The sequence below is a fragment of the Paraburkholderia sp. RL17-337-BIB-A genome (genome assembly GCF_046025895.1).
Classification (GTDB): domain Bacteria; phylum Pseudomonadota; class Gammaproteobacteria; order Burkholderiales; family Burkholderiaceae; genus Paraburkholderia; species Paraburkholderia fungorum_C.
The window spans coordinates 1266854-1288425 of the sequence record NZ_JARESY010000003.1; the positions used below are offsets into that span (position 1 = coordinate 1266854).

At 62.8% G+C, this 21572-nt stretch carries 21 protein-coding genes and 2 pseudogenes; 18 read left to right on the forward strand and 5 right to left on the reverse strand.

The window, feature by feature from the left end; translation table 11 throughout:
• The first annotated feature begins 5 nt into the window (after positions 1 to 5).
• From P0D84_RS44150 to P0D84_RS44170, 5 genes are read left to right on the forward strand one after another with little or no spacing between them, the layout of a single operon-like run.
• Positions 6 to 1751 (forward strand): carbamoyltransferase family protein, encoded by a 1746-nt coding sequence (locus P0D84_RS44150; RefSeq protein ID WP_408349258.1) that lies wholly within the window; start codon positions 6 to 8, stop codon positions 1749 to 1751.
• Entirely contained in the window at positions 1748 to 2824 is a 1077-nt protein-coding gene (locus tag P0D84_RS44155) for a glycosyltransferase family 2 protein (protein ID WP_408349261.1), read from the forward strand. Before P0D84_RS44150 ends, P0D84_RS44155 begins: the two co-directional genes overlap by 4 nt.
• Positions 2821 to 3954 (forward strand): glycosyltransferase family 9 protein, encoded by a 1134-nt coding sequence (locus P0D84_RS44160; protein WP_408349264.1) that lies wholly within the window; start codon positions 2821 to 2823, stop codon positions 3952 to 3954. The genes P0D84_RS44155 and P0D84_RS44160 overlap by 4 nt, the downstream gene beginning before the upstream one ends.
• Positions 3944 to 4897, forward strand: a complete 954-nt coding sequence (locus P0D84_RS44165) for a glycosyltransferase family 4 protein (protein ID WP_408349267.1) — start codon at positions 3944 to 3946, stop codon at positions 4895 to 4897. The genes P0D84_RS44160 and P0D84_RS44165 overlap by 11 nt, the downstream gene beginning before the upstream one ends.
• Positions 4898 to 4935: 38 nt before the next feature.
• Positions 4936 to 5949 carry a UDP-glucuronic acid decarboxylase family protein gene (locus P0D84_RS44170; RefSeq protein WP_408349270.1) on the forward strand — a complete coding sequence of 338 codons (1014 nt, stop codon included), beginning with the start codon at positions 4936 to 4938 and terminating at the stop codon, positions 5947 to 5949.
• Here P0D84_RS44170 and P0D84_RS44175 read toward each other — a convergent pair.
• Positions 5906 to 7657, reverse strand: a complete 1752-nt coding sequence (locus P0D84_RS44175) for a RecQ family ATP-dependent DNA helicase (protein ID WP_408349273.1) — start codon at positions 7655 to 7657, stop codon at positions 5906 to 5908. The two genes, P0D84_RS44170 and P0D84_RS44175, sit on opposite strands and share 44 nt — an antisense overlap.
• 518 nt (positions 7658 to 8175) lie before the next feature.
• On the opposite strand from P0D84_RS44175, the gene P0D84_RS44180 reads away from it, so the two are divergent.
• The 3 genes from P0D84_RS44180 (at position 8176) to P0D84_RS44190 (ending at position 9547) form a co-directional block, all read left to right on the forward strand.
• Positions 8176 to 8376 (forward strand): hypothetical protein, encoded by a 201-nt coding sequence (locus P0D84_RS44180; protein WP_408349276.1) that lies wholly within the window; start codon positions 8176 to 8178, stop codon positions 8374 to 8376.
• 219 nt (positions 8377 to 8595) lie between these two features.
• Positions 8596 to 9300 carry a sensor histidine kinase gene (locus P0D84_RS44185; protein WP_408349279.1) on the forward strand — a complete coding sequence of 235 codons (705 nt, stop codon included), beginning with the start codon at positions 8596 to 8598 and terminating at the stop codon, positions 9298 to 9300.
• Positions 9290 to 9547 (forward strand): hypothetical protein, encoded by a 258-nt coding sequence (locus P0D84_RS44190; RefSeq protein ID WP_408349282.1) that lies wholly within the window; start codon positions 9290 to 9292, stop codon positions 9545 to 9547. The genes P0D84_RS44185 and P0D84_RS44190 overlap by 11 nt, the downstream gene beginning before the upstream one ends.
• Before the next feature lie 454 nt (positions 9548 to 10001).
• On the opposite strand, the gene P0D84_RS44195 is transcribed toward P0D84_RS44190, so the two are convergent.
• Positions 10002 to 10886, reverse strand: a complete 885-nt coding sequence (locus tag P0D84_RS44195; protein ID WP_408349849.1) for a manganese catalase family protein — start codon at positions 10884 to 10886, stop codon at positions 10002 to 10004.
• 565 nt (positions 10887 to 11451) lie between these two features.
• On the opposite strand from P0D84_RS44195, the gene P0D84_RS44200 reads away from it, so the two are divergent.
• Both P0D84_RS44200 and P0D84_RS44205 read left to right on the forward strand, forming a co-directional pair.
• Complete coding sequence (locus P0D84_RS44200; protein ID WP_408349852.1) at positions 11452 to 11979, forward strand: DUF4142 domain-containing protein; 528 nt, start codon at positions 11452 to 11454, stop codon at positions 11977 to 11979.
• Positions 11980 to 12006: 27 nt separating this feature from the next.
• Positions 12007 to 12259 (forward strand): annotated as a pseudogene (locus P0D84_RS44205) (GlsB/YeaQ/YmgE family stress response membrane protein); the annotation flags it as partial.
• A 188-nt stretch (positions 12260 to 12447) separates the two neighbouring features.
• On the opposite strand, the gene P0D84_RS44210 reads toward P0D84_RS44205, so the two are convergent.
• Positions 12448 to 12588, reverse strand: coding sequence for a DUF2934 domain-containing protein (locus P0D84_RS44210; RefSeq protein ID WP_408349285.1), 141 nt, complete (start codon positions 12586 to 12588; stop codon positions 12448 to 12450).
• 286 nt (positions 12589 to 12874) lie between these two features.
• Between P0D84_RS44210 and P0D84_RS44215 the strand changes: the two genes are divergently transcribed.
• Positions 12875 to 13372: a YciE/YciF ferroxidase family protein gene (locus tag P0D84_RS44215; RefSeq protein ID WP_408349288.1), complete on the forward strand. Its 498-nt coding sequence runs from the start codon at positions 12875 to 12877 to the stop codon at positions 13370 to 13372.
• A gap of 75 nt (positions 13373 to 13447) precedes the next feature.
• Here the strand turns inward: P0D84_RS44215 and P0D84_RS44220 are convergent, their stop codons facing one another.
• Both P0D84_RS44220 and P0D84_RS44225 read right to left on the reverse strand, forming a co-directional pair.
• Complete coding sequence (locus tag P0D84_RS44220) at positions 13448 to 13855, reverse strand: Hsp20/alpha crystallin family protein (RefSeq protein ID WP_408349291.1); 408 nt, start codon at positions 13853 to 13855, stop codon at positions 13448 to 13450.
• Between the two features lie 25 nt (positions 13856 to 13880).
• On the reverse strand, positions 13881 to 14321 hold the full coding sequence (locus P0D84_RS44225) for an Hsp20/alpha crystallin family protein (protein ID WP_408349294.1): 441 nt from the start codon (positions 14319 to 14321) through the stop codon (positions 13881 to 13883).
• A gap of 251 nt (positions 14322 to 14572) precedes the next feature.
• On the opposite strand from P0D84_RS44225, the pseudogene P0D84_RS44230 reads away from it, so the two are divergent.
• From P0D84_RS44230 to P0D84_RS44260, 7 genes and pseudogenes are all read left to right on the forward strand, one after another.
• A pseudogene (locus tag P0D84_RS44230) lies at positions 14573 to 14996 on the forward strand (hypothetical protein).
• A 347-nt stretch (positions 14997 to 15343) separates the two neighbouring features.
• A complete protein-coding gene (coxB, locus tag P0D84_RS44235; RefSeq protein WP_408349296.1) occupies positions 15344 to 16375 on the forward strand; it encodes a cytochrome c oxidase subunit II in 1032 nt (343 codons plus the stop codon).
• Positions 16372 to 18321 (forward strand): cytochrome c oxidase subunit I, encoded by a 1950-nt coding sequence (gene ctaD, locus P0D84_RS44240; protein WP_408349299.1) that lies wholly within the window; start codon positions 16372 to 16374, stop codon positions 18319 to 18321. Before coxB ends, ctaD begins: the two co-directional genes overlap by 4 nt.
• A complete protein-coding gene (locus tag P0D84_RS44245) occupies positions 18318 to 18968 on the forward strand; it encodes a cytochrome c oxidase subunit 3 (RefSeq protein WP_408349302.1) in 651 nt (216 codons plus the stop codon). Before ctaD ends, P0D84_RS44245 begins: the two co-directional genes overlap by 4 nt.
• Positions 18969 to 18979: 11 nt before the next feature.
• Positions 18980 to 19312: a hypothetical protein gene (locus P0D84_RS44250; protein WP_408349305.1), complete on the forward strand. Its 333-nt coding sequence runs from the start codon at positions 18980 to 18982 to the stop codon at positions 19310 to 19312.
• Positions 19285 to 20253: a cytochrome c oxidase assembly protein gene (locus tag P0D84_RS44255; protein WP_408349308.1), complete on the forward strand. Its 969-nt coding sequence runs from the start codon at positions 19285 to 19287 to the stop codon at positions 20251 to 20253. The genes P0D84_RS44250 and P0D84_RS44255 overlap by 28 nt, the downstream gene beginning before the upstream one ends.
• Positions 20250 to 21542 (forward strand): cytochrome c, encoded by a 1293-nt coding sequence (locus P0D84_RS44260; protein WP_408349311.1) that lies wholly within the window; start codon positions 20250 to 20252, stop codon positions 21540 to 21542. The genes P0D84_RS44255 and P0D84_RS44260 overlap by 4 nt, the downstream gene beginning before the upstream one ends.
• Positions 21543 to 21572 lie beyond the last annotated feature (30 nt).

Below are 21572 nucleotides of genomic sequence, written 5' to 3' on the forward strand. Positions count from 1 at the left end.
CGCTCATGTACACACTCGGAATCAATGCCGTCTATCACGACAGCGCCGCAGCCCTGCTGCGCGACGGGGTGGTCCTCGCCGCCGCCGAAGACGAACGCTTCACCCACATCAAACATGCGAAGCGCCCCGTGCCGTTTTCGACATGGCAATTGCCTTTCGATGCGATCGACTATTGCCTGAAGGCGGCCGGCATCACGCTCGCGGACGTCGACCATGTTGCGTATTCGTACGACCCCGCCTTGTTCGGCGGCATGCCGAAACATGCGGGCGCAACCATCGAACTGCCGTTCGATCCCGCCAATACTCGCTTGGCCAACCCGTCGGCGTCGCCGTGGGATCCGCTCTTTCTCAGCTACATTGCGAACGCCAAAGGGCAATTGCTCGACGGCGCGCCGCATCATTTGCGCAAGCGCTTCCAGGGCGTGGACCGTGACAAGGGGTTCCAATGGCACTTCGTCGAGCATCACCTTGCACACGAGGCCAGCGCCTTTCTCGCCGCGCCATTCGACGACACCGCGGTCCTGACCATGGATGGCCGCGGCGAAGGCGTGACCACCAGCATGGGGCAATTCGTCGGTGGTGAATATACGCGACTCAAGCAGGTCGAACTGCCGCACTCGCTCGGCTTGCTTTATGAGGCCGTGACCGACTGGCTGGGCTTTCTCCACTCGTCGGACGAATACAAGGTCATGGCGCTCGCTTCGTACGGCCAGCCGCGATACATCGATGTATTCCGCGAGATCGTTCGCTATCGCAACGATGGGAGTTATACCGTCGAGGCGCCGCGTCTTGCCGAACGCTTCGGACCGGCGCGCGAACGCGGCGCTCCGCTCGAGCAGCGTCACCTTGATATCGCGCATTCCTTGCAACGGGTGCTCGAAGAGACCGTGCTGCAACTGGCGGGCTGGCTGCATCAGCGGACCGGTTTGAGCAGGCTGAGCATGGCCGGCGGCGTTGCATTGAACTGCGTGATGAATTCGAAACTGCGCGACGCGGGTCCGTTTTCCGAGGTGTGGGTTCAGCCCGCTGCGGGCGATGCCGGCACGGCGCTCGGCGCCGCGCTGTGGATCGACTACCGCGAGCGCAGCGCGCGCGGCGACCGCCGGCGTCACTGGGTCATGGATCACGCGTATCTCGGACCGGAATACGGCGAAGCGGAAATCGAGCAATTCCTGGGTTGGTCGAAGATGCCATACCGGCGCCTGTCCGACATTGCCGGCGAGACCGCCGATCTGCTCGCTGACGGCAAGGTGGTCGGCTGGTATCAGGGCCGCACGGAATTCGGACCGCGCGCACTCGGCGCGCGTTCGATCCTCGCCTCGCCTGTAGACCCGCAGATGCAGGCGAAGCTCAACGAGATCAAGGACCGTGAAGATTTCCGACCGGTGGCGCCGGTCGTGATGGAAGAGCACGCGAACGAATGGTTCGTCGACGGCAGGTTCGCGCCTTTCATGCTGTTCGTCTTCGACGTGCGCGCCGACAAGGCCGCACGCATTCCGGCTGTGCGGCACGTCGACGGCACGGCGCGGGTGCAGACCGTCAACCGCTCGCAGCATCCGCTGTATTACGACCTGCTGGACGCGTTCAGACAACGCACGGGCGTGCCGATTCTGGTCAATACCTCGTTCAATACACGCGGCGAGCCGATGGTGAATTCGCCGCGCGACGCGGTGGAATCGTTCTGGACCTCGCCGCTCGATGCGCTAGTGATCGGGCCGTTCCTCCTCGAGAAAACGGGAGTCCGCGCATGAGCCCAGTGAGCGGTCCGATCGGATCTGGCGACGCTACGGCCAACGCATGTGGCGTGAGCGAACCGGTCGCCTGCGGCCATTGCGACTCGCCGCCGACGCAATTCGATGTTTCCGTGGTCGTGCCGACCTATCGGCGTTCCGCGCTGCTCGCCGCGTGTCTCGCCGCGCTGTGCGAGCAGGATTTTCCCGCCGGTCGCTACGAGATCCTGGTCTGCGATGACGGCCCCGACGAGGCGACGCGAGCATGCGTCGAGCGCCTGGCCGAAGCCCAAGCCGCGCGTGGCCTCGCCGTCCGCTATGTGCCGGTCACGCGCACCCAGGGGCCGGCCGGCGCACGCAACGCCGGCTGGCAGCAGGCGCGCTCGCCGGTGATCGCCTTCACCGACGACGACACCCTGCCCGATCGGCACTGGCTCACGGGCGGCGTCGCGGCGCTCGCACACGGCGCCGCGGCCGCGACGGGAGCGATCGTCGTGCCGCTACCGCCACGGCCGACCGATTACGAAGCCGATGCAAGCGGCCTCGAACGTGCCGAGTTCTCGACCGCGAACGCGTTTGTCGTTCGCTCGTTCCTCGCCGCGGCGGGTGGCTTCGACGAACGTTTCACGTCGGCATGGCGTGAAGACTCCGACCTGCAGTTCACGCTGATGCAGGCGGGCGGCGAGATCGTGCGCGTGCCCGAAGCGCTGGTCGTGCATCCGGTCAGGCCGGCGCGCTGGGGGGTGAGCATCGCGCAGCAGAAAAAAAGCCAGTTCGACGCGCTGCTCTACCGCAAGCATCCCGAACTGTTCAGGACCCGCATTCGCACGACGCCTCCACTCCTCTATTACGCGATCCTGTGCACCACGCTAACCGCGTTGTGCGCTGTATTTGCAGGCGGCGCCGCCATCGCGCTGACGGCGCTATTCGCATGGCTGGTGCTCACGGGCTGGTTCTGCGCAATGCGTTTGCGCGGCCGCGATCGCAGTTGGCAACACATCGCCGAGATGGCATTGACGTCGATTCCCATCCCGCTTCTTTCCATATTCTGGCGGCTCTACGGCGCCTTTCGCTTCAAGGTGCTCTTTCTATGAACGCAGCCTCGTTCCTGACGGCATGGGCGCCGCGCCGCATCGTCATTTTTCGCGCGCTGCAACTCGGCGACATGCTGTGTGCGGTGCCCGCGCTGCGGGCGCTACGACACGCGGCCCCGCAAGCGCATATCGCGCTGATCGGGTTACCGTGGGCGCAGGCGTTCGTCGAGCGCTACGGCGATCTCATCGACGAGTTGATCGTCTTTCCCGGCGCGGTGGGCTTCCCCGAACAGTCAGAATCGAACGCCGGGCTACCCGCATTCTTTTCGCAAATGCGTGGAAGGCGTTTCGATCTCGCGATCCAGTGGCACGGCAGCGGCGGCATCGCCAATGATCTGCTGCTCGAACTCGGCGCGCGGGCCCAGGCCGGCTTCGTCCAGCCTGGCGAACCGGCAAGGCATGGATGCTTCCTCGACTGGCCCGACGATCTTCCGGAGTCCGAACGCTATCTCGCGCTGACCAGTGCGATGGGCGCGCCTGTGATCGAACGGCAAGCGGCATTCCCATTGACCACGCGGGACAGCGACGAGTACGCCGCGCTCGCGTCGATGCATGGCGTGGAAGCACAGCGGCTCGTGCTGGTTCATCCGGGCGCACAACTGCCGTCGCGCCGCTGGCCCGCGGAGCGTTTTGCCGCGGTGGCCGACCATCTGGCCGCTGACGGCTGGCAGATCGCCATCACCGGCACCGCCGCCGAAGCGGCGCTGACAGGCGCCGTGTTGGGCGCGATGACCGCGCCCGCGTTATATCTGGCGGGCGCCACGTCGCTCGGTGGACTGGCCACGCTGGTCGCCCACGCGCGTCTCCTGGTATGCAACGACACCGGCGTCTCGCATATTGCCGCCGCGGTGGCCACCGCGTCGGTGGTCATCGCGTGCGGCAGCGATACGCGTCGCTGGGCGCCGCTCGACCACGCACGGCATCGGGTGCTCGCCGACTATCCCGCTTGCCGGCCGTGCATGTTCCGCGATTGCCCGTATGGGCATCCGTGTGCGTTGAACGTCGGCGTCGATCAGGTTGTCGCTGCCGCGCGAGCGCAACTCGCGCAGGTTCAGGGTGCATGTCCGGGCGCACCGAACGCATTGCACGCGGACAGCCGGACTTTGAAGGAGATGCCTCATGCTGCATAGCCGCCGTCTGCGCGTGTTGACCTGGCACGTGCATGGCAATTACCTGTACTACCTGACGCAGACGCCGCACGATTTCTTCCTGGTCACCAAGCCGGGCAATCCACCGGGCTATGCGGGCAAAACAGGCGTTCTGCCGTGGGGCGACAACGTCCACGAAATCGCTGTGGACGATGTGCCCGATCAGGAATTCGACGTGATCCTGTACCAGCACAAAGACCATTGGGAACACGACCGCAAGCACGTATTGAGCGCGGCGCAACGGCGCCTGCCGCGCGTCTATATCGAGCACGATCCGCCGCAGGACAATCCATTCCAGCAATGGCATTGGGTCGACGACCCCGACACGCTGCTGGTTCACGTCACCCACTTCAACCAGTTGATGTGGGACTGCGGCGTCACGCCGACGCGTGTCATCGAGCACGGCGTGTTCGTGCCCGCGGGCGTGCGTTACAGCGGTGAGCTTGAGCGCGGCATCGTGGTGGTGAACCACCTGGCGCAGCGCGGACGGCGGCTCGGTGCGGATGTATTTAGCGAAGCCCGCGCGCGCGTGCCGCTCGATCTCGTCGGCATGGATGCGGAGCGGCTGGGTGGTATCGGCGAAATCGGCAATCTCGATCTGGCCGCTTTCAGTGCGCGTTATCGCTTCTTCTTCAATCCGATTCGCTGGACCAGTCTTGGGCTGGCGATCGTCGAGGCCATGACGATCGGTATGCCGATCGTGGGTCTAGCAACCACCGAACTGGCCACCGTGATTCGCAACGGCGAAAACGGTTTCATCCACACGGATGTGAACGTGTTAGTGGAAGCCATGCGGGCGCTGCTGCGCGACCCTGGCGAGGCGCGGCGTCTCGGTGAAGGCGCGCGGCGCACCGCGCTCGAGCGCTTTCATATCGACCGTTTTGCGCGGGACTGGCATGACACGCTGCAGCACGTCGCAGCCTGACACGACATCCGCCGCGCTCCACCGAAGGACCAAGCATCATGAAAGAACTTACCCGCAAGAGGATTCTGGTTACCGGCGGCGCCGGATTTCTCGGCTCGCATCTGTGCGAGCGGCTCGTCGCACAAGGGCACGACGTGCTGTGTGTCGATAACTTCTACACCGGCACCAAGGACAACATCGCGCATCTTCTCGATTGCGCCAACTTCGAACTGATGCGTCACGACGTCACCTTTCCGCTCTACGTGGAAGTGGACGAAATCTACAATCTCGCCTGCCCCGCTTCTCCCATTCATTACCAGTACGATCCGGTGCAGACCACCAAGACCAGCGTGCACGGTGCGATCAATATGCTCGGACTGGCCAAACGCGTGAAGGCAAAGATCTTCCAGGCGTCGACGAGCGAAGTCTACGGCGATGCGCTCGTGCATCCGCAGACCGAAGACTACTGGGGACATGTGAACCCGATCGGTCCGCGTTCGTGCTACGACGAAGGCAAGCGCTGCGCCGAAACGCTCTTCACGGATTACCGGCGTCAGCATGGCCTGTCGATCCGGATTGCGCGCATCTTCAATACGTATGGGCCGCGCATGCATCCCACCGACGGCCGCGTCGTGTCGAACTTCATGATGCAGGCGCTGCAGGGCGCGCCGATCACGCTCTACGGCGACGGCTCGCAAACGCGCTCGTTCTGCTACGTGGACGACATGATCGACGCGTTCATCCGCCTGATGAACACCGACGAAGAGCCGGTCGGCCCGATCAATCTCGGCAATCCCCATGAGGTGACGATGCGCGAGATTGCCGAGCGTATCGTCGCGATCACCGCGTCCACATCAACGCTGGAGTTGCGCCCCTTGCCGACAGACGACCCCTGGCATCGTCAGCCGGATATCACGCGTGCGCGAGCGCTGCTCGGCTGGCAACCACAGATTTCGCTCGACGACGGACTCGCCGCTACCGCCCGTTATTTCCGCGCGCGCATCGCCGCCAGCGAGGGTCTGCGTAACGCTATGCCGAACTTCGCCGCACCGCTCGCACATAGCTCGACATGAAGGTGCGCGTGCGGCCGTCCGGGAACTGCACCGCAACCTGCTCGCCGCTTGCCAGCGCAACTTCACCAGCGCCGTAGCGTGGCACGCGCACCGGATCGCCGGGCGCCCATTGATGCGATTCGCGTGGTTGCCGCGGAGGCGGCTTGATAGACGATAGATCCGCGACCACTGCGTCTGTATCGAAATGCACATCGATTTGCGGCGGATTCGCGCAGTTGTCGCACACGCCGCAGCGCTCCATTTGCGGCGTATCGCCGTAGTAATCGAGAATGGCGCGCCAGCGGCACTGGCCGGTCTGCGCGTAGTCGATCATCTTTTGCAAGGTGTCCTTGTCGTGTGCGCTCATCTGCTCGAATTGCGCCGCGGCTTTTGCTACTCGTTCGCTCGCCGTGTCAGACGCTGCGTGGGTGAGTAGCCGGTAGCGGCGCTGCCGGTCACGTCCGGCAATGCGCGCGTCCACCAGCATGTTCAACGCGACCTCCAGCTTGCCGCCTCCCACATCCACGAGTGCCTGTTTGAGTGCCGCGAGCGTCGCGCCCTTGGCGTTGTCCTTGCAATGCGTCGCCAGCGTGTCGTACACGCGTTGTGCGAGGTCAGGGCTCGGATAGCGGCCAGCCAGAAAAAACTGCTGGATGCGCCGATCGCCGAGATCGAACAGCAGCACACAGTCGGCCGGTTCGCCGTCGCGGCCTGCGCGGCCCGTTTCCTGATAATACGCGTCGAGGCTGCCGGGCATCTGATAGTGGATCACGAAACGGATATCCGCTTTGTCGATACCCATGCCGAAGGCGTTGGTGGCAACCATCACGCGTGTCGCACCGGACATGAACTGCTCCTGCGCCGCTTCGCGCGCATTGGCGGAGAGACGGCCGTGATACCGCGAGACGGACTCGCCTGCGTCGACGAGCCAGCCGTAGATGCGCTCGACATCCGCCACCGTCGCAGCGTAGACAATGCCGACACCGGCTAGCGACGTGATCAGCTCGCGCAGTTGCTCGCGCTTCGCTTCAACCGCGCGCGTCGCGCCGTCCTTGCCGCCACCTGTGCTGACTTGCATGACGCGGTAGCGCAGATTTTCGCGCAACGTGCCGGTTCGAACGACACGCGGGTCGCGCAAGCCCAATGAGCGAACAATGTCGTCCAGCACCGTGGCTGTCGCCGTCGCGGTTAAAGCGAGCACCGGCGGATGACCCAGTGCTTTCACCGCGCTCGCGATTTCGAGGAAGGCCGGCCGGAAGTCGTGACCCCATTGCGACACGCAATGCGCCTCGTCCACAACCACGAGTCCGACGCGGTGCCCCGCGTGGGCGCGAGAAATGTCGATGAACGCCGGTTGCGCGAGGCGCTCCGGCGTCACGAATACGATCCCGCTCTCGCCCGCCGCGATACGCGCCAGCGCCTCGCGTTCCGCGCGGCTTCGCAGCGTGCTATTGACCAGCGTGCAGTCGATGCCGGCCGCGAGCAGCTTGTCCGTTTGATCCTTCATGAGCGCGATGAGCGGCGACACGATCAGAGTCATGCCGTCGAGATGCAGCGCGGGGAGTTGATAGCACAGCGATTTGCCGGCGCCGGTTGGCATCGTGGCCAGCGTGTCGTGCCGTTCCAGCACGCTGCGCATGATGTCTTCCTGGCCGGCGCGCAGCCGGGAGATCCCGAACATGTCGCGCATAGTCTTACGCATGCTTCGGAGGCGCTGGTCGAGGGTCATCGGGTGAAACACCGGCAGAAACAGGCGAGAGAATTCATGCGCAATTTTCTCTTTTGATCATCGTGGTGTCGAACGCAGCAACCGCCGTGCCGGGAAGCGTGTACGGCGCGCAGCTTGACGCATTTCGCGATAACGGCGGATGTCGCTCACAAGAGCGCGAAGTTTTCCGACCCATGAACATCGACAGCTATCGTTCCCAGCAACGTGGGACTATTCTTTGAGCTTCAACGACGTGCTTGCCCGCTGTCTCTGCTCCATTTCACCCGAAGCGTCGAACAGTCGGGGAAGACGATCAATAGGCGCCAACCTGTACGCGTTCATCGGCCGCAGCGTCGACTACCATCGCGGGCTGTCGATCCGATGACGGTCGCGAGAGGTCGGCGACTCGTTGGGGGAAGCCACAATACGTTGCTCCCCACGCCTTACCGGCCGCGCCCTGCCGAATAAACGAAGGCATGCACGTTGCTACATGACTGGAAGACTTCCGCGCTCTGCGCCTACGCCTGAAGGAGCTTCTGATGACGCACCGTCCCATTTCGTGGCTTGCCACCACCGCCGTCGCGACAGTGACGGCTGTTTCCGGTTGCAGCCCCTCCGGTTCTGCAGCAGGCGGCCAAGGCAGCAATGACGTTGCCGCAAGCGCCGCTGCTCAGAGCGGCCCAGCCGTGGCGGCGCCCGCCACCGCCGCCAGCGACAGACCGGCCGGTGCAAGCCAGTAAGCGCGAGCAGGCCTATGGCGGGAGGTTTTGCTTCAAGTGCGGCCCCGTTCATGCAATCGGCTCAACGGATCGCGCAAGCAACACGAACACGAACTCGAGCCTGACCCACTTGCCAATTCAGAGCGATCAACGCGCAAGCGCAGCGAAGCTGCTGGCGCGCACGATGGATCAGTTCATTGCCGCAGTGAGCCACGAGCTTCGATCACCGCTTAACGTCACGTGTCCCGGGCGGAGCTGCTGCAACTTGCCATAGACCCGTCGCATGTTGGCCGGTCCGGCGACGCCATCCGCCGCAATGGCAGACAGTTGTCGCACACGGTCGACGATCTGCTCGATAGAGGGGCAATTGCGACCGGCAAGCTGTCGGTGAATCTCCAGCCCGTCGACCGCGGCGCACTCGCTGCGATCGTCGCCGAGGATGTCCGAAGCTTGCGCAGCACAAGGGGTCTGCAGTCGCACGCTCCCGGCATCTCGCCCTGCCTTGTGATGGCGGACAAGGGCCGGATGAAACGGGTCGTATGGAACCTTCTGGCCAACGCCGTCAAGTTCACCGACGCCGGCGAAATCGAAGTGTCGGTCAACGCCGCGCAGGATTACGGGGAAATGATCGTACGCGATACAGGACGTGGTATTGACGCCGACTCGCTACCTCCCGTATTCGACCGCTTCCGGCAGATCGCCCCGCAAGCGAGCGGTCGGGTGGGCGGATTAGGCCTTGGCCTCTGGCTGGCAAGACAGATTGTCAGTCTGCACGGGGATCTATCGCCGTTGCGAGCGACGGACCGGGTTGCGGGGCGACCTTCACGGTCAAGCTTCCCCTGGTTCCAGCGGCCGCTGACTGCGCGGTGGCTAGAATCCCTCGGCCGCCGGGCACTGCCGTTGCTGCGAAGTGGAGACACTCGAGGAGATAGCCATGAACCCTGAATCTTCAGACCCGGTCGAGCGCGCCGATCGCCGCCGGGAGGCGCTTGGTGACGGGGACATCACCCAGAAACCAGACGGTACGATCGAACAGCGCCCGCACGGCAATATGGACGAGACCCTCGTGCCGAAAGGGAAGGACCACCCCGAGGAAGGTCCGTACGTGCCGGAACACGACGGTGTGGACCCGGACACCAGCCCCGCCGCCAGCAGCGATCATCCTAAAGGCAAGTCGGATCTTGGAGCCTGATGGACTGCGCAGGGCTGGCTCGACGCGGGAACGACACCCCTATCTCGTGCTGATCGGCCCACGCTGCGTCGCGAGGCAGAGAATCCCTCGCCTTTTCCGCCGGTTCCGTTTCCCGTGCCTCGCAGGTCCCCCGGTTGCGGCACACGGCCACTAGCTGCAGTCATCAAACGGAGATACCCATCGGTCGCGCATCCTGACTGCACCGGCGCCCGGTCATCCGACGCTCTGACACACCCCGCTGGCCATCCGCTGAGGAAGCCGCCATGACTGATAGCAAGGAAAGGCCCGGCCCGCCATATACTGCGCCCGATGCAGCGGTGAACGTCACTGCAATCGAGGAGCGGCTGAATGTCGATGTTGCCGATAGCTTGCCGAGATACCGGGTCCTCATCAGGCTGGGCTTGTCATTGCCGACGAAAGGCCATCGGCGGCTCCAATTGAAGCTCTGGCAACCTTACTTCGTGACTGCCGCATCCTGCCCGGCGCCAAGGTCAGCGCCGGTGACCGGATCTGTGTCGGTTGCAGAGGCCGTACGCGATGCCATTGCGCTCAGCACCTCGACGTCTTTCTTCGAGAACTGGACGGTCGCGAGCCCGTCACCGCCGTCGACCGCAGGCTGGGGCTGCTCGACGAAGTCCCAACCAGGCCCTTCGTTCCATGGACCGCGCGGCGCGTCGTCGCCGTCGGACATGTTGTAATAAACGTTTGTAAATTCAGGAACGCCTGGCAATTTCCCTTGCGGAAAATTCGGCTGGATCGAGTGAAGGGCCTTTTCAAAAGATTTTTGATGCGCAATTTCGCGGGTCATCAGAAAGCCGAGCGCTTCCTTGATACCGGGGTCATCGGTCACGTTGATCAACCGCTCGTATACGATCTTCGCGCGGGCTTCCGCGGCGATGTTCGATCTCAGGTCAGCCGTCGGCTCACCGATAGTGTCGATGTACGCCGCAGTCCAAGGCCCGCCCGCCGAGTTCGTCAGCGCGGGACCCCCGCCATAAAGCAATGCGGTCGTGTGGGAGTCGTTTCCGCCTCCGGTCAGCGAGCGATAGAGCTCCGCTTCCTTTTCGACGCCTTCTGCCAGTTGCCCCTTCGCGCTCTTGTTAAGCATGGCGACAATGGAGCCGATGATCTCCAGGTGACTGAGTTCTTCGGTCGCGATATCGAACAGCATGTCGCGCCGGCCGGGGTCGTCCTCGCTTACCGCCTGGGTGAAATATCTGCACGCGGCGGCCAGCTCGCCCTGCGGCCCGCCAAACTGTTCGAGCAGCAGGTTCGCAAGGCCGGGGTTCGGTGCGGCCACGCGGACGGTGTACTGCAGTCGCTTGTTGTGAACAAACATCGCATCTCTCCAAAAAGTAATGTGGGTTCCGCAGACGCAAGTCCCCGCTTGCGGGTAATACATCCACGGGAATGTCTCGTTGGAAATCAAGCTGGGGGCGATGACGAACGCATGCGCGGAATGTCCCGTGCCCCAGTCTCAGAGCGATCGCTCCGGCGGAAAGTGCGCGCAGGAACGCAACGGTAATAGGCCTGCGATCGTGGGCGGCGCATGCGTCGTGCCTGAAGATTGAGGTCCGCGAGTAACCCGACTTCCTTGTTCCTTCGTAAGCACCGTTCGATGCCGGACCGCCTATGAGAGCGAACTGATCCGCCGCGCTGCGTGAAATCTGCCCGTGCCGTTCGTGCGGCATGCGCCTTGCGCGTTGCTAGGCGTCCGCAGCGCAAAGGGACAGTGGGGTTGCACGCGGCTCGCTCGCGCGAGCCGTCTTTTTTCCATCGCGCAGGCTTGGCAGGTGCTTTGCGTTGGCGTGTCAGACGGCATGCCCCACACGTGATAGTTGAGCCGGCAAACACACTACTTGACCAGGGAAGAAAAAATGAAAAACAGCGTGAAAAATTTGACAATGATCGGCGCGCTTAGCGCGGGACTCACCTTCGCGTCGGCAGCGGCGACTGCGCAGACGCAGGCCGCCTTGACGACTGCGGCCAACCCCTTGGCACAGGTCGATAAGGACTTCGTACAGGCTGCGTCCATGTCGTCATCGACCGAAATCGATGCGTCGAAACTCGCGACCAGCAACTCCAGTGACAAGGATGTGAAGTCCTTCGCGCATCACATGATGCTCGATCATACGAAGCTGACCGTTCAACTGAAAATGGCAGCACCTCATGGCGTCGCGGTGCCGAAAGACAATTCCGATACCGCGGTGCTCGAGTCTCTCAAGACGCTTAAGGGTGCAGACTTTGACAAAGCCTACATAGCGAAGGTTGGCCTCGAGGGGCATCAGCAGGCTATCGCGGCTTTCGAAAAAGAGGCTTCAGAGGGCCAGAATGTCGATCTGAAAAAGGCAGCGCAGAAAGCCTTGCCAACGATCAAGGAGCACTACCAGATGGCCCAGCAACTGGCGTCGAAGAAAGGCGTCGCCCAGTAACGGCCGCATGGAAAACCGGAGAAGCACATGGAACCCACATCGCATGGAATTATTTTCTGGCTTGTAATCGGTGGCGTCGCCGGCGCGCTTGCTGGTCGTATCGTCGATGGGGCGGATTTGGCATCGTCGTTGACATCATCGTCGGGTCGTCGGCGCGTTTCTCGGCGATTGGGTGGGCGGCGCTCCTGGGCTCCATCTCGGTAGCGGGATAGTCGGCTCGCTGATAACTGCCCTGATCGGGGCGGTGATCCTCCTGTTGATCGCTCGTCTTTTCGGTCGGGGGCGGTCCGGGGCGCCGTCTAACCAGGCAGCGGGACCGCCCGCGCCGTTGCGCTCGCAGGAGTGCTGCCTGACGGCGCCCGGCGGTTCTCAGGTTTTCGCGGCGACTTAGCCGTCGTCCGCCGCGCTGCCCTGCTCCTTGTCCGCCCCCTTCCCATCCGCCGCACCATCAGCGCCTCCCCGCATACGCTATTCATCCGCGAGTTCGGCTTCGACAAGAGTTCTCGCTTTCCGCCAGTACTCGTCCGCACATCCTTCCATGCTGCCGTCCTCCTGCCAGAGCTCATATGCTTTGGCCCGGATGCGCTCCTCAAACGTCGCTGTGTTCATGCAGGACTCCCTGGTCGTAGGTCGTTGGTGTCAATTATAGATTTTCGTTCCGTCAATCGCAGTTGGATTCATGGGATGTCTACGCTGCGAAACATTGTTACGGCTGCGGGACCTCGATCCGGTGAACTGCCCCAACAAATGCAGGCTCCGCCGGACTTTAGAGACGTACCCGGGCGCAGGCGACAGGAGACATGCGGGGAACGTGGCGGCTTCCGTCGCGCGTCACGCCTTGACCGGGCACACCCGTTGCGAAATCGAGGCTTCCTACACCCTCAGGGAGTCCATCATGGCCCAACGCAAGACAGTCGACGATCTTTTTGTCCATATGCTGTCGGATATCTATAGCGCGGAAAAGCAGCTCACCAGGGCACTGGCGAAGCTGTCGCGCGCAGCGTCCGATCCCAAGCTGAGCGACGCGTTCAAAACGCACCTGGAGGAGACGCAGGGGCAGGTCGAGCGCATCGATCAGGTAGTGGACGTCTGCGGCATCCGCCTGAAGCGAATGAAGTGCGTTGCCATGGAAGGACTTATCGAGGAGGGAGCGGAGCTGATCGACGAAATCGAAAAGGGCCCGGTTCTGGACGCGGGGCTCGTAGCCGCAGCCCAGAAGGTCGAACACTACGAGATCGCGGCCTATGGCAGTCTGTGTGCGATCGGCAAGCAGCTTGGATTCACTGAAGGGGTGAAGCTGCTCCAGGCGACCCTTGAGGAGGAAAAGGCAACTGACCTCAAGCTTTCCGAGTTTGCAGAAAAGGCGGGCAATGCGAAGGCGTCGGCAGCCTGATAAGGATGCCGCACTCAGGGCTCACGGCGGGGGCGCAGCATCAAGGTTACTTGCTCGCCCCCGCTTGCCGGGCTCCTAGCCAACGGCGACCTCAATCCGCCGCGGCCGCGCCTCTTCGCGGCGTGGGATCAGCAGCTTCAGTACACCGTCCTTGAGATTTGCTTCGATCTTTGAAGTATCAAACTCCGGTCCAAGCGTAAACGAGCGTGCGAAGTCCGGCACACGCACTTCAGCGTGCTGCAGCCGCAGCCCTTCCCGGGTCGGCACGCTGGCGGATGCGTCGATCCGCAGATTGCCGTCCTGCACCCTGATCTCGAGGCTCTCCCGTGCCACGCCCGGCAGATCGGCCCATAGGGTTACGCCGTGTGCGTCCTCGATGACGTCGACGGCCGGATTCAGCGTCAGGCGTTTTTCCGCACGGTCCGGCACTGCAGCGCTTGCCACTTTGGACTCCCGGCGCGTAAGTTGGTTTGTATCGCTCATGATTGGCTCCTCTCCGTGGACTGTGTTACTGGACGGTAATCGCACGAGGTTTCGACGACTCGCGCTTTCCGATGCTGATGCTCAGGCAGCCGTTGAGATAACGGGCCTCCACCCGGTCAGGATCAGCATGCTGGGGAAGCTCGGTCACCCGGCGGAATTGCCCGCTGAAACGTTCCCGCGCGTAATGACGCGTGGCTTCGTCGACCTCGCGCGTCGCCGCGGCCCGTTCGCCGGCGATCGTAAGCAGGCCCTTGTCGATGGAGACTTCCAGTTGCTTTGGGTCGATGCCCGGCGCGAAGGCGACGATCTCGATGGTGTCATCGGTCGTCCCGACGTTGATCTGCGGGAAGGCCGACAGGCGGTCGGTCCGGATACTGGAAGGGTGGCCGCTGAACAGCGTCGCCATCTGCTGATGCAGACGATCGAACTGGCTGAACAGGTCGGACGTGAAGTAGAGATCACTCATGGTCGTTTCCTCTGGGAAAAATGCGGCGAGGAGACGGACGGGCCTACGCGCTCCAGTCCGTCTACCCCACTGCGGGCAAACAAATCGAAACACGCAACGCACGATGCTGAATTCGCGCGGCTGCCTGAGCGAAATGAAAGATAGACGTTGGCGCGTAGATTTCAAGGGTGCAGAAATTTTTTTTTAACCTCTTGAAAATCCGCTCACGCACCTTACTCTCCGCGCAGATCTGTTCCCGCCGGAGGACACTCATGGAATTCGATTCAGACTGGCTCACGCTCGGCAGGCATCGCGTACGTCTGCGCTCGCCGCGAGGTTTTCCGACCGAGGGCATGCGCACGGCGGTCGACGTGATGCACCTTGCCATCGAAAACAATATGAGCGCCCGGGCCCGCCTGGTGGATGCGGCGGTGCGCGAAGAGAAAACATACGAGCTCTCGATTGGCACGACGTTCGCGGACGACCGACTGTGCGTCCCCCAAACTCGAATCCGCGATCGCAGTCGTGCTTGGATTGCTGCCGGAACAGGTCCGCATCTTTGTGACGGTGGTCACGCAGGAGGAAGTCGATCTGCATTTCGGCGTCTATGAAAGAATGCTGGCGGAAAAGATCGGTGGGCTACCCCCCATCGGGCACGGGCTGCCTGTCCACGCTCGGGAAACACGGGAGACGTAGCCCCGGCTGCTAGAACCAAGGACGAATCGGCGGAAACACTTCAGTGCTGCGCCAGGCTTGCACAACCAGAAAGGTCACTTCCGCTTCCTGGTTGAAAAGTTTTCTGACGACAGTCCCGGGACGGTGCATCGTGAGGACGCCAGGATAGGGCAGCGGCGGTGCTTATCTGATCATCCGGACCGAAATCGCGGGACCTGGGGCCGGTCTCGCCCGATGTGCCGTCCCCGTGCGCAGGTACATAGCTTGCTGCCACGTCGCAGAGGACTCCCCGAGACGTCTACACCGCTGAGAACATGCATACAGGCCGAGCATACCGGGCACAGCCGGGACGAACACCGAACAAGGCGTTGGTTCGTCGGCTTTGGCAAACCTTTGCCCCGCTGGTGCCCGGCGGCGTTGCCGCGCGCGTATGCGCCGAGCCCAGCCAGAACGTGCTCCATCCGGCCGGCGTGCAGGCCGCCCATATCTTTACACTTTGGACGATCACGCTTGCCGTCTGCTCGCTGGTCTTCGCGGCAGTTCTGATTGTCTTGCTGCTCGCCGTCATGCGGGCTCCGCGCACAAACCATGACGACCGCCCGGACCTGACCTCGCTCGATCGGCCCGAAAACCGGCTGCGTCGCGTCGTGGGCGGTGCGTCGGTGGCGTCCGTGGTCGTGCTATTTGGCCTTCTCCTCACTGACGTTATGACCGACCGCGCCCTGTCGCGCCTGCCGGTCGCCAACGCGGTTCATCTCGAGATGACAGGCCACCAATGGTGGTGGGAAACCCGCTATGCCGACGACACCGCCGGCGGCGGCTTCGCCGTGTCGAACGAGGTCCATGTGCCGGTAGGACGGCCCGTCGTCGTTTCACTCAGGGCGGACGATGTGATCCACACCTTCTGGGTGCCGAATCTGCATGGAAAGAAGGACATGATCCCGGGCCGCGAGTCGACGATCGAATTCCGCGCCGACCGTCCCGGCACGTATCGTGGACAATGCGCGGAATTCTGCGGGCTCGAACATGCGCTGATGGCCTTCTCAGTCGTCGCCGAGTCGCCAGCGCAATATCAGGCGTGGGTCGCGCACCAGCAGATGCCGGCGCCGCAGCCCACAAATGACCTTCAGGCGCAAGGCGAGCGCATCTTCACCACCGGTGGCTGCGCCGGATGCCATACAGTGCGAGGCACGTCCGCCCACGGCGCGCTCGGCCCAGATCTCACGCACGTCATGAGCCGGCCGATGCTCGCGGCCGGCACGTTCGCGAACAACACTGCCAACCTGGAGGCCTGGATCAAAGCACCGGGAAGCATGAAGCCGGGCACGACGATGCCCGCGAGCCCATTATCGCGACAGGAACTCGAAGCGCTCGCCGCGTGGATCGGAACCCTTCAATGAGCGACCGTCAATCTGCTTCGGACGATACATCACCACATCTGGTGGACGGTCCCGCGGCCGGACCTCGGAGTGTGGAAGCGCTCGCGCGCACGTGGAGCGATCCGCCCGGATGGATCGGCCGGCTTTCCGCGGTGAATCACAAGACAGTGGCGTGGCGCTTCATCATTACGACCTTCGTCTTTTTTCTGCTGGGTGGGTTACTCGCGCTAGCGATGCGGCTGCAACTTGCACGCCCCGGCAATCGGCTCATCGGACCAGAACTCTACAACCAGCTCTTCACGATTCACGGCACGACGATGATGTTCCTGTTCGCCGTGCCGATCATGCAAGCCGTCGCCACATGGCTCGTGCCGCTGATGATCGGCTCGCGCAGCGTCGCATTCCCGCGAATGAACGCGTACGCGTACTGGGTTTTTCTGTTCGGCGGGCTCACGCTATATGTGGCGTTCGTGCTCGGCGCGGGTCCTGACGCTGGCTGGTTCAGCTATGTGCCGCTAGCCGGTCCCGACTATTCAACGGGCAAAGGCGTCGACATCTGGGCGCAGATGATTACCTTCACCGAACTGTCTTCTCTGCTGGAAGCGGTCGTACTCATTACGACGATCTTCAAACTGCGCGCGCCGCGCATGTCGCTCAATCGCATGCCGTTATTCGTATGGGCCACGCTCGTCACGCAGTTCATGGTGTTGTTCGCCATGCCCGCGGTGATGGTCGGCAGCACGGCGCTGATTCTCGACAGACTGGTCGGCACGCACTTTTATAACGCGGCCCGCGGTGGCGACGTGCTGTTATGGCAGCACCTTTTCTGGTTCTTCGGACACCCCGAGGTGTACCTGATCTTTATCCCGCCATTGGGATTCCTTTCGTCGATCATTCCGACTTTCGCGCGTCGTCCGATTTTCGGTTATCCGGCGATGGTTCTTGCGCTGATCACGACAGCATTTTTCGCGTTCGGCCTGTGGGTGCATCACATGTTCGCGACGAGCATTCCCGAGCTCGGCAAAAGCTTCTTTACCGCGGCGAGTCTGATGATCGCCATTCCGTCAGGCGTGCAGATTTTTTGCTGGCTCGCGACACTCTGGACCGGCCGCCTCAATCTGAAGACGCCTCTGTGGTTCGCACTGGGGTTCTTTTTTATTCTGGTGCTCGGCGGCATGACAGGCGTCATGCTGAGTTCAGTCTCGCTCGATCTTCAGGTTCACGACACCTACTTTGTTGTCGCGCATTTGCATTACGTGCTCCTGGGCGGCGCCGTCTTTCCCCTGTTCGGCGCGTTCTACTACTGGTTTCCCAAGGCGACCGGCCGTCTGATGAGTGAAACACTCGGGCGTTTGCAGTTCTGGCTTTTCTTTATCGGTTTCAATGTGACGTTCTTTCCCATGCATCTGCTCGGTCTGCACGGCATGCCGCGACGGGTATGGACCTATCCTCACGGCATGGGCTGGGACAACATGAATCTCACCGCCACGATCGGCGCCTACACGATCGGTGCGAGCGTACTGATTTTCCTGGTCAATGCAACCCGAAGCTATAGGCATGGCGAACTCGCGGGCGCAGATCCCTGGGGCGCCGGCACGCTGGAGTGGAGCACGTCCAGTCCGCCACCGCCGCATAATTTCGATGCGCTACCCGTCGTGCACGGACGCGATCCGCTATGGGAATCCGGTGCACAGCCGGGCTGCGTCAGCGGACTCGCAGCGGACTCGCGGGAAGTGCTCTCAACCACCGCGCTGGACGCGCTGCCCGATCTGCGGCTGCTCTTTCCGTCTCCGTCGATCTGGCCGTTCATCAGCGCGGTGGCGACCACCGTGTTGTTCGTCGGCTCGATCTTCTCGCCGTGGGCGGTCGTATGGGGATCGGTGCCGGTCGCCATCGCGATGATCGGCTGGTTCTGGCCGAATCGCGGTGGGAACCGGCGCGCCGTTCAACTGGAGAAACGGCCATGACGGAAGTCCGCAAAGTCACGCCGGACGATCCCGGCAGTCACAAAGGCGTGACCTCCGCGTTGACGCTGGACGTGCGTCACTTGCCGAGCTTCGGCTTTGGTCATCGTAGCCTGATGTGGTGGAGCACTGTATGTCTGATGTTGATCGAAGGCACGGTATTCGCCATTGCCGCAATGATGTATTTCTATCTGCGCAGCCTGACCACGAACTGGCCGCTGAATGCTGCGCCGCCCGCGCTCCTGTGGGGCAGCGCAAACACTGCGGTGCTGCTCTTAAGCATGTGGCCGAATCAGCTCGCCAAACGCGCTGCCGACCGCGAAGATCGCGCCCGCTCACGGTTATGGCTCTCGGTCTGCCTGTTATTCGCCTTCATATTTCTCGTACTGCGCGGCTTCGAATTCGCCGCGCTGAACGTGAACTGGTACACCAACGCCTACGGGTCCGTGGTTTGGCTCCTGCTCGGCCTGCACACGACCCACCTCATCACCGACACCGTGGATACCGCCGTCCTTGCGGTCCTGTTGTTCACGGGCCCTTTTGAAGGAAAACGGTTTGTCGACGTGAGCGAGAATGCGCTGTACTGGTACTTCGTCGTACTGAGCTGGTTGCCGATCTACGCGGTGATCTATCTCGCTCCACGCCTGTAATGGAGGTCGCCATGCGAACCTGGCTCGCGCTGCTTGGTGCGCCCTCGGCCGTTCTGAGCGCGCTGAGTGCCGACTATGCACTGGTCGCGCCAGCCTGCGCATGGCGCACGCTGCTGCCGCTGGGCAGCGTGACCGGCACCGCCCTGCTGTTTTCGATGCTCGCGACGCTGCTCGCCTGGCAGCGCTGGCGCGAAGCCGCCGTGGTCGCGCCGGCGAGCGCGCCCGCCTTGCCGGCACGGCCCGCGATGCTGGCGTGCGCGGCAACCTGGGTCGGCATGATCTCGACTCTCGCACTCGTCGCAATGTGGATACCACAATGGCTGCTCTCCCCCTGCGTGCAATGAGCCTCGCGGCGACCTGTCTGCTCGCGCTCTGCGCGGCCTTCGAACCCGTCTGCGTGCAGGCACATGTGCTGAGCGCAGCAGGACGAGGCGCCCCCAACGTGCTGCGCTGGACGTTCGAGCCTTGGATTGTGGCACTGCTGCTCGTGAGTCTCGGCCTGTATGTCGCCGGCTATCGGCGCCTGTGCGCACGCAGCAAACGCGGGCTCGGGATTCGCACTCGTCAACTGGCCGCCTTCGTAATAGGATGGCTCACCCTGGTTGCCGCGCTCGATTCGCCGCTCGATGCATTGAGCGCTGCCCTCTTCTCCGCGCATATGGTGCAGCACGAATTGATGATGATCGTTGCCGCTCCGCTTCTTGTGCTAGGACGTCCGCTCGCTGTGTGGCTTTGGGCATTTCCCGGCCGCGCACGGCATGTAATCGTCGCCGCGGTTCGCTCTCCACCCTTGCATAGGCTCTGGCGGGCACTGTGCGCGCCGCTCGTCGCGTGGCTGCTGCATGCGGCCGCGCTCTGGGCATGGCACATGCCGCGTCTCTTCGAGGCGGCCTTGGCCTCGCCCTCAATTCACACGCTTCAGCACGGTAGCTTTCTACTGAGTGCGCTACTGTTCTGGTGGGCGGTTTTCGGCGATGGTGCACGGCGCGAACAGAGTGGCTACGCGATGTTGCTGCTCTTCACGACCATGGCGCACACCGGCGCGCTCGGCGCGCTGTTGACGCTGGCGCCAGGGCTCTGGTATCCGGCATATATCGAACCTACGTCGGCGCTCGGTTTCGATCCGCTTCAGGATCAGCAACTGGGCGGCCTCGTTATGTGGGTGCCAGGCGGTCTCGCTTATCTGATCGCGGCGATCGCGACCGGCGCTCGCTGGCTGATGCATCGCGCGCCCGTGACGTTCAATGAAAACGCTCTGGCTCCGCGCGAGGACGGTACGTCATGATAGGCGCGAAGTTGACCGTGCTGGCTAGTGCGGCGGCCCTTTGCACCGGATTTTCGCCGGCGATATATAGCCAAACGCTAAACACGGCGGACGCTCAACTCGTCGCGCGCGGCGAATACCTCGCGAAAGCCGCCGATTGCGCAGGATGCCACACAGCTGTCGGCGGGCCCGCGTATGCCGGGGGACTCGGGCTCACGTCGCCGTTCGGCACCATCATGAGCAGCAACATTACGCCGGATCGACGCTACGGCATTGGCGCATACAGCTTCGACGATTTCGATCGCTCGATTCGTCTTGGTGTCTCGCCCGGAAATAAGCGGCTCTATCCGGCCATGCCGTACACATCGTTTTCGAAAATGTCGACCGCCGACATGCGCGCGCTTTACGCGTACTTCATGCACGGCGTAAAGCCGGTGGCACAGGCCGCGCCGCCTACCAAAGTACCATTTCCGTTCAATCAACGCTGGGTGCTCTATTTCTGGCAAAGCGCATTCGCTCCGACCAGGCCGTATGAGCCGAAAGCTGGACACGACGCTCAATGGAATCGAGGTGCCTTTCTCGTCCAGGGGCCAGGCCATTGCGGCGCATGCCATACGCCTCGCGGCGCAGGCTTTCAGGAACGTGGCTATGACGAATCTTCTTCCACGTATCTGACGGGCCGTATCAACGACAACTGGTTCGCGCCCAACCTTACCGGCGATCCGGGCGCAGGACTTGGACGGATCGGCGAACAGGACGTCGCCGCGTTTCTGAAGACGGGGCACGGCGCAGGCGTGAGCGCGTTCGGGACGATGGTCGAGCAGGTCGAAGACAGCACACAGTATCTGACCGACAGCGACGCGCTCGCCATAGCGCACTATCTGAAGTCATTGCCGGCACAGAAACCGTCTGGACGCTACGATCCTGGCGCGCTGCCGGATCTGGCAACTCGCAATGGCAATCACATCGACTCGCCGCAATCGGTCGGTGCGCGCGTGTACGTGTCGTTTTGCGCGCAGTGTCACGGCGCCGGGGGCGCAGGCGTGCCCAACGTGTTTCCGCGGCTTGCGGGTAATCCGGCCGTGATCACCGAGGACACGACATCGCTGATTCGCCTGCTCGTGGAAGGCGGCAGCAGCCCCGCAACCGTCGACGGGCCGCCGCGCCAGGCCATGCCGGGCTTCGCGCAAACGCTGACGAACGCACAGATGGCCTCGGTGCTTTCGTGGATCCGCGCTTCATGGGGCAACGATGCACAGCCAGTCACCGCAAATGACATCCGGTCGCTGCGAGAAACATTGCACAAATGACATGGCGAAGACGGCGGGTAACCATATCGT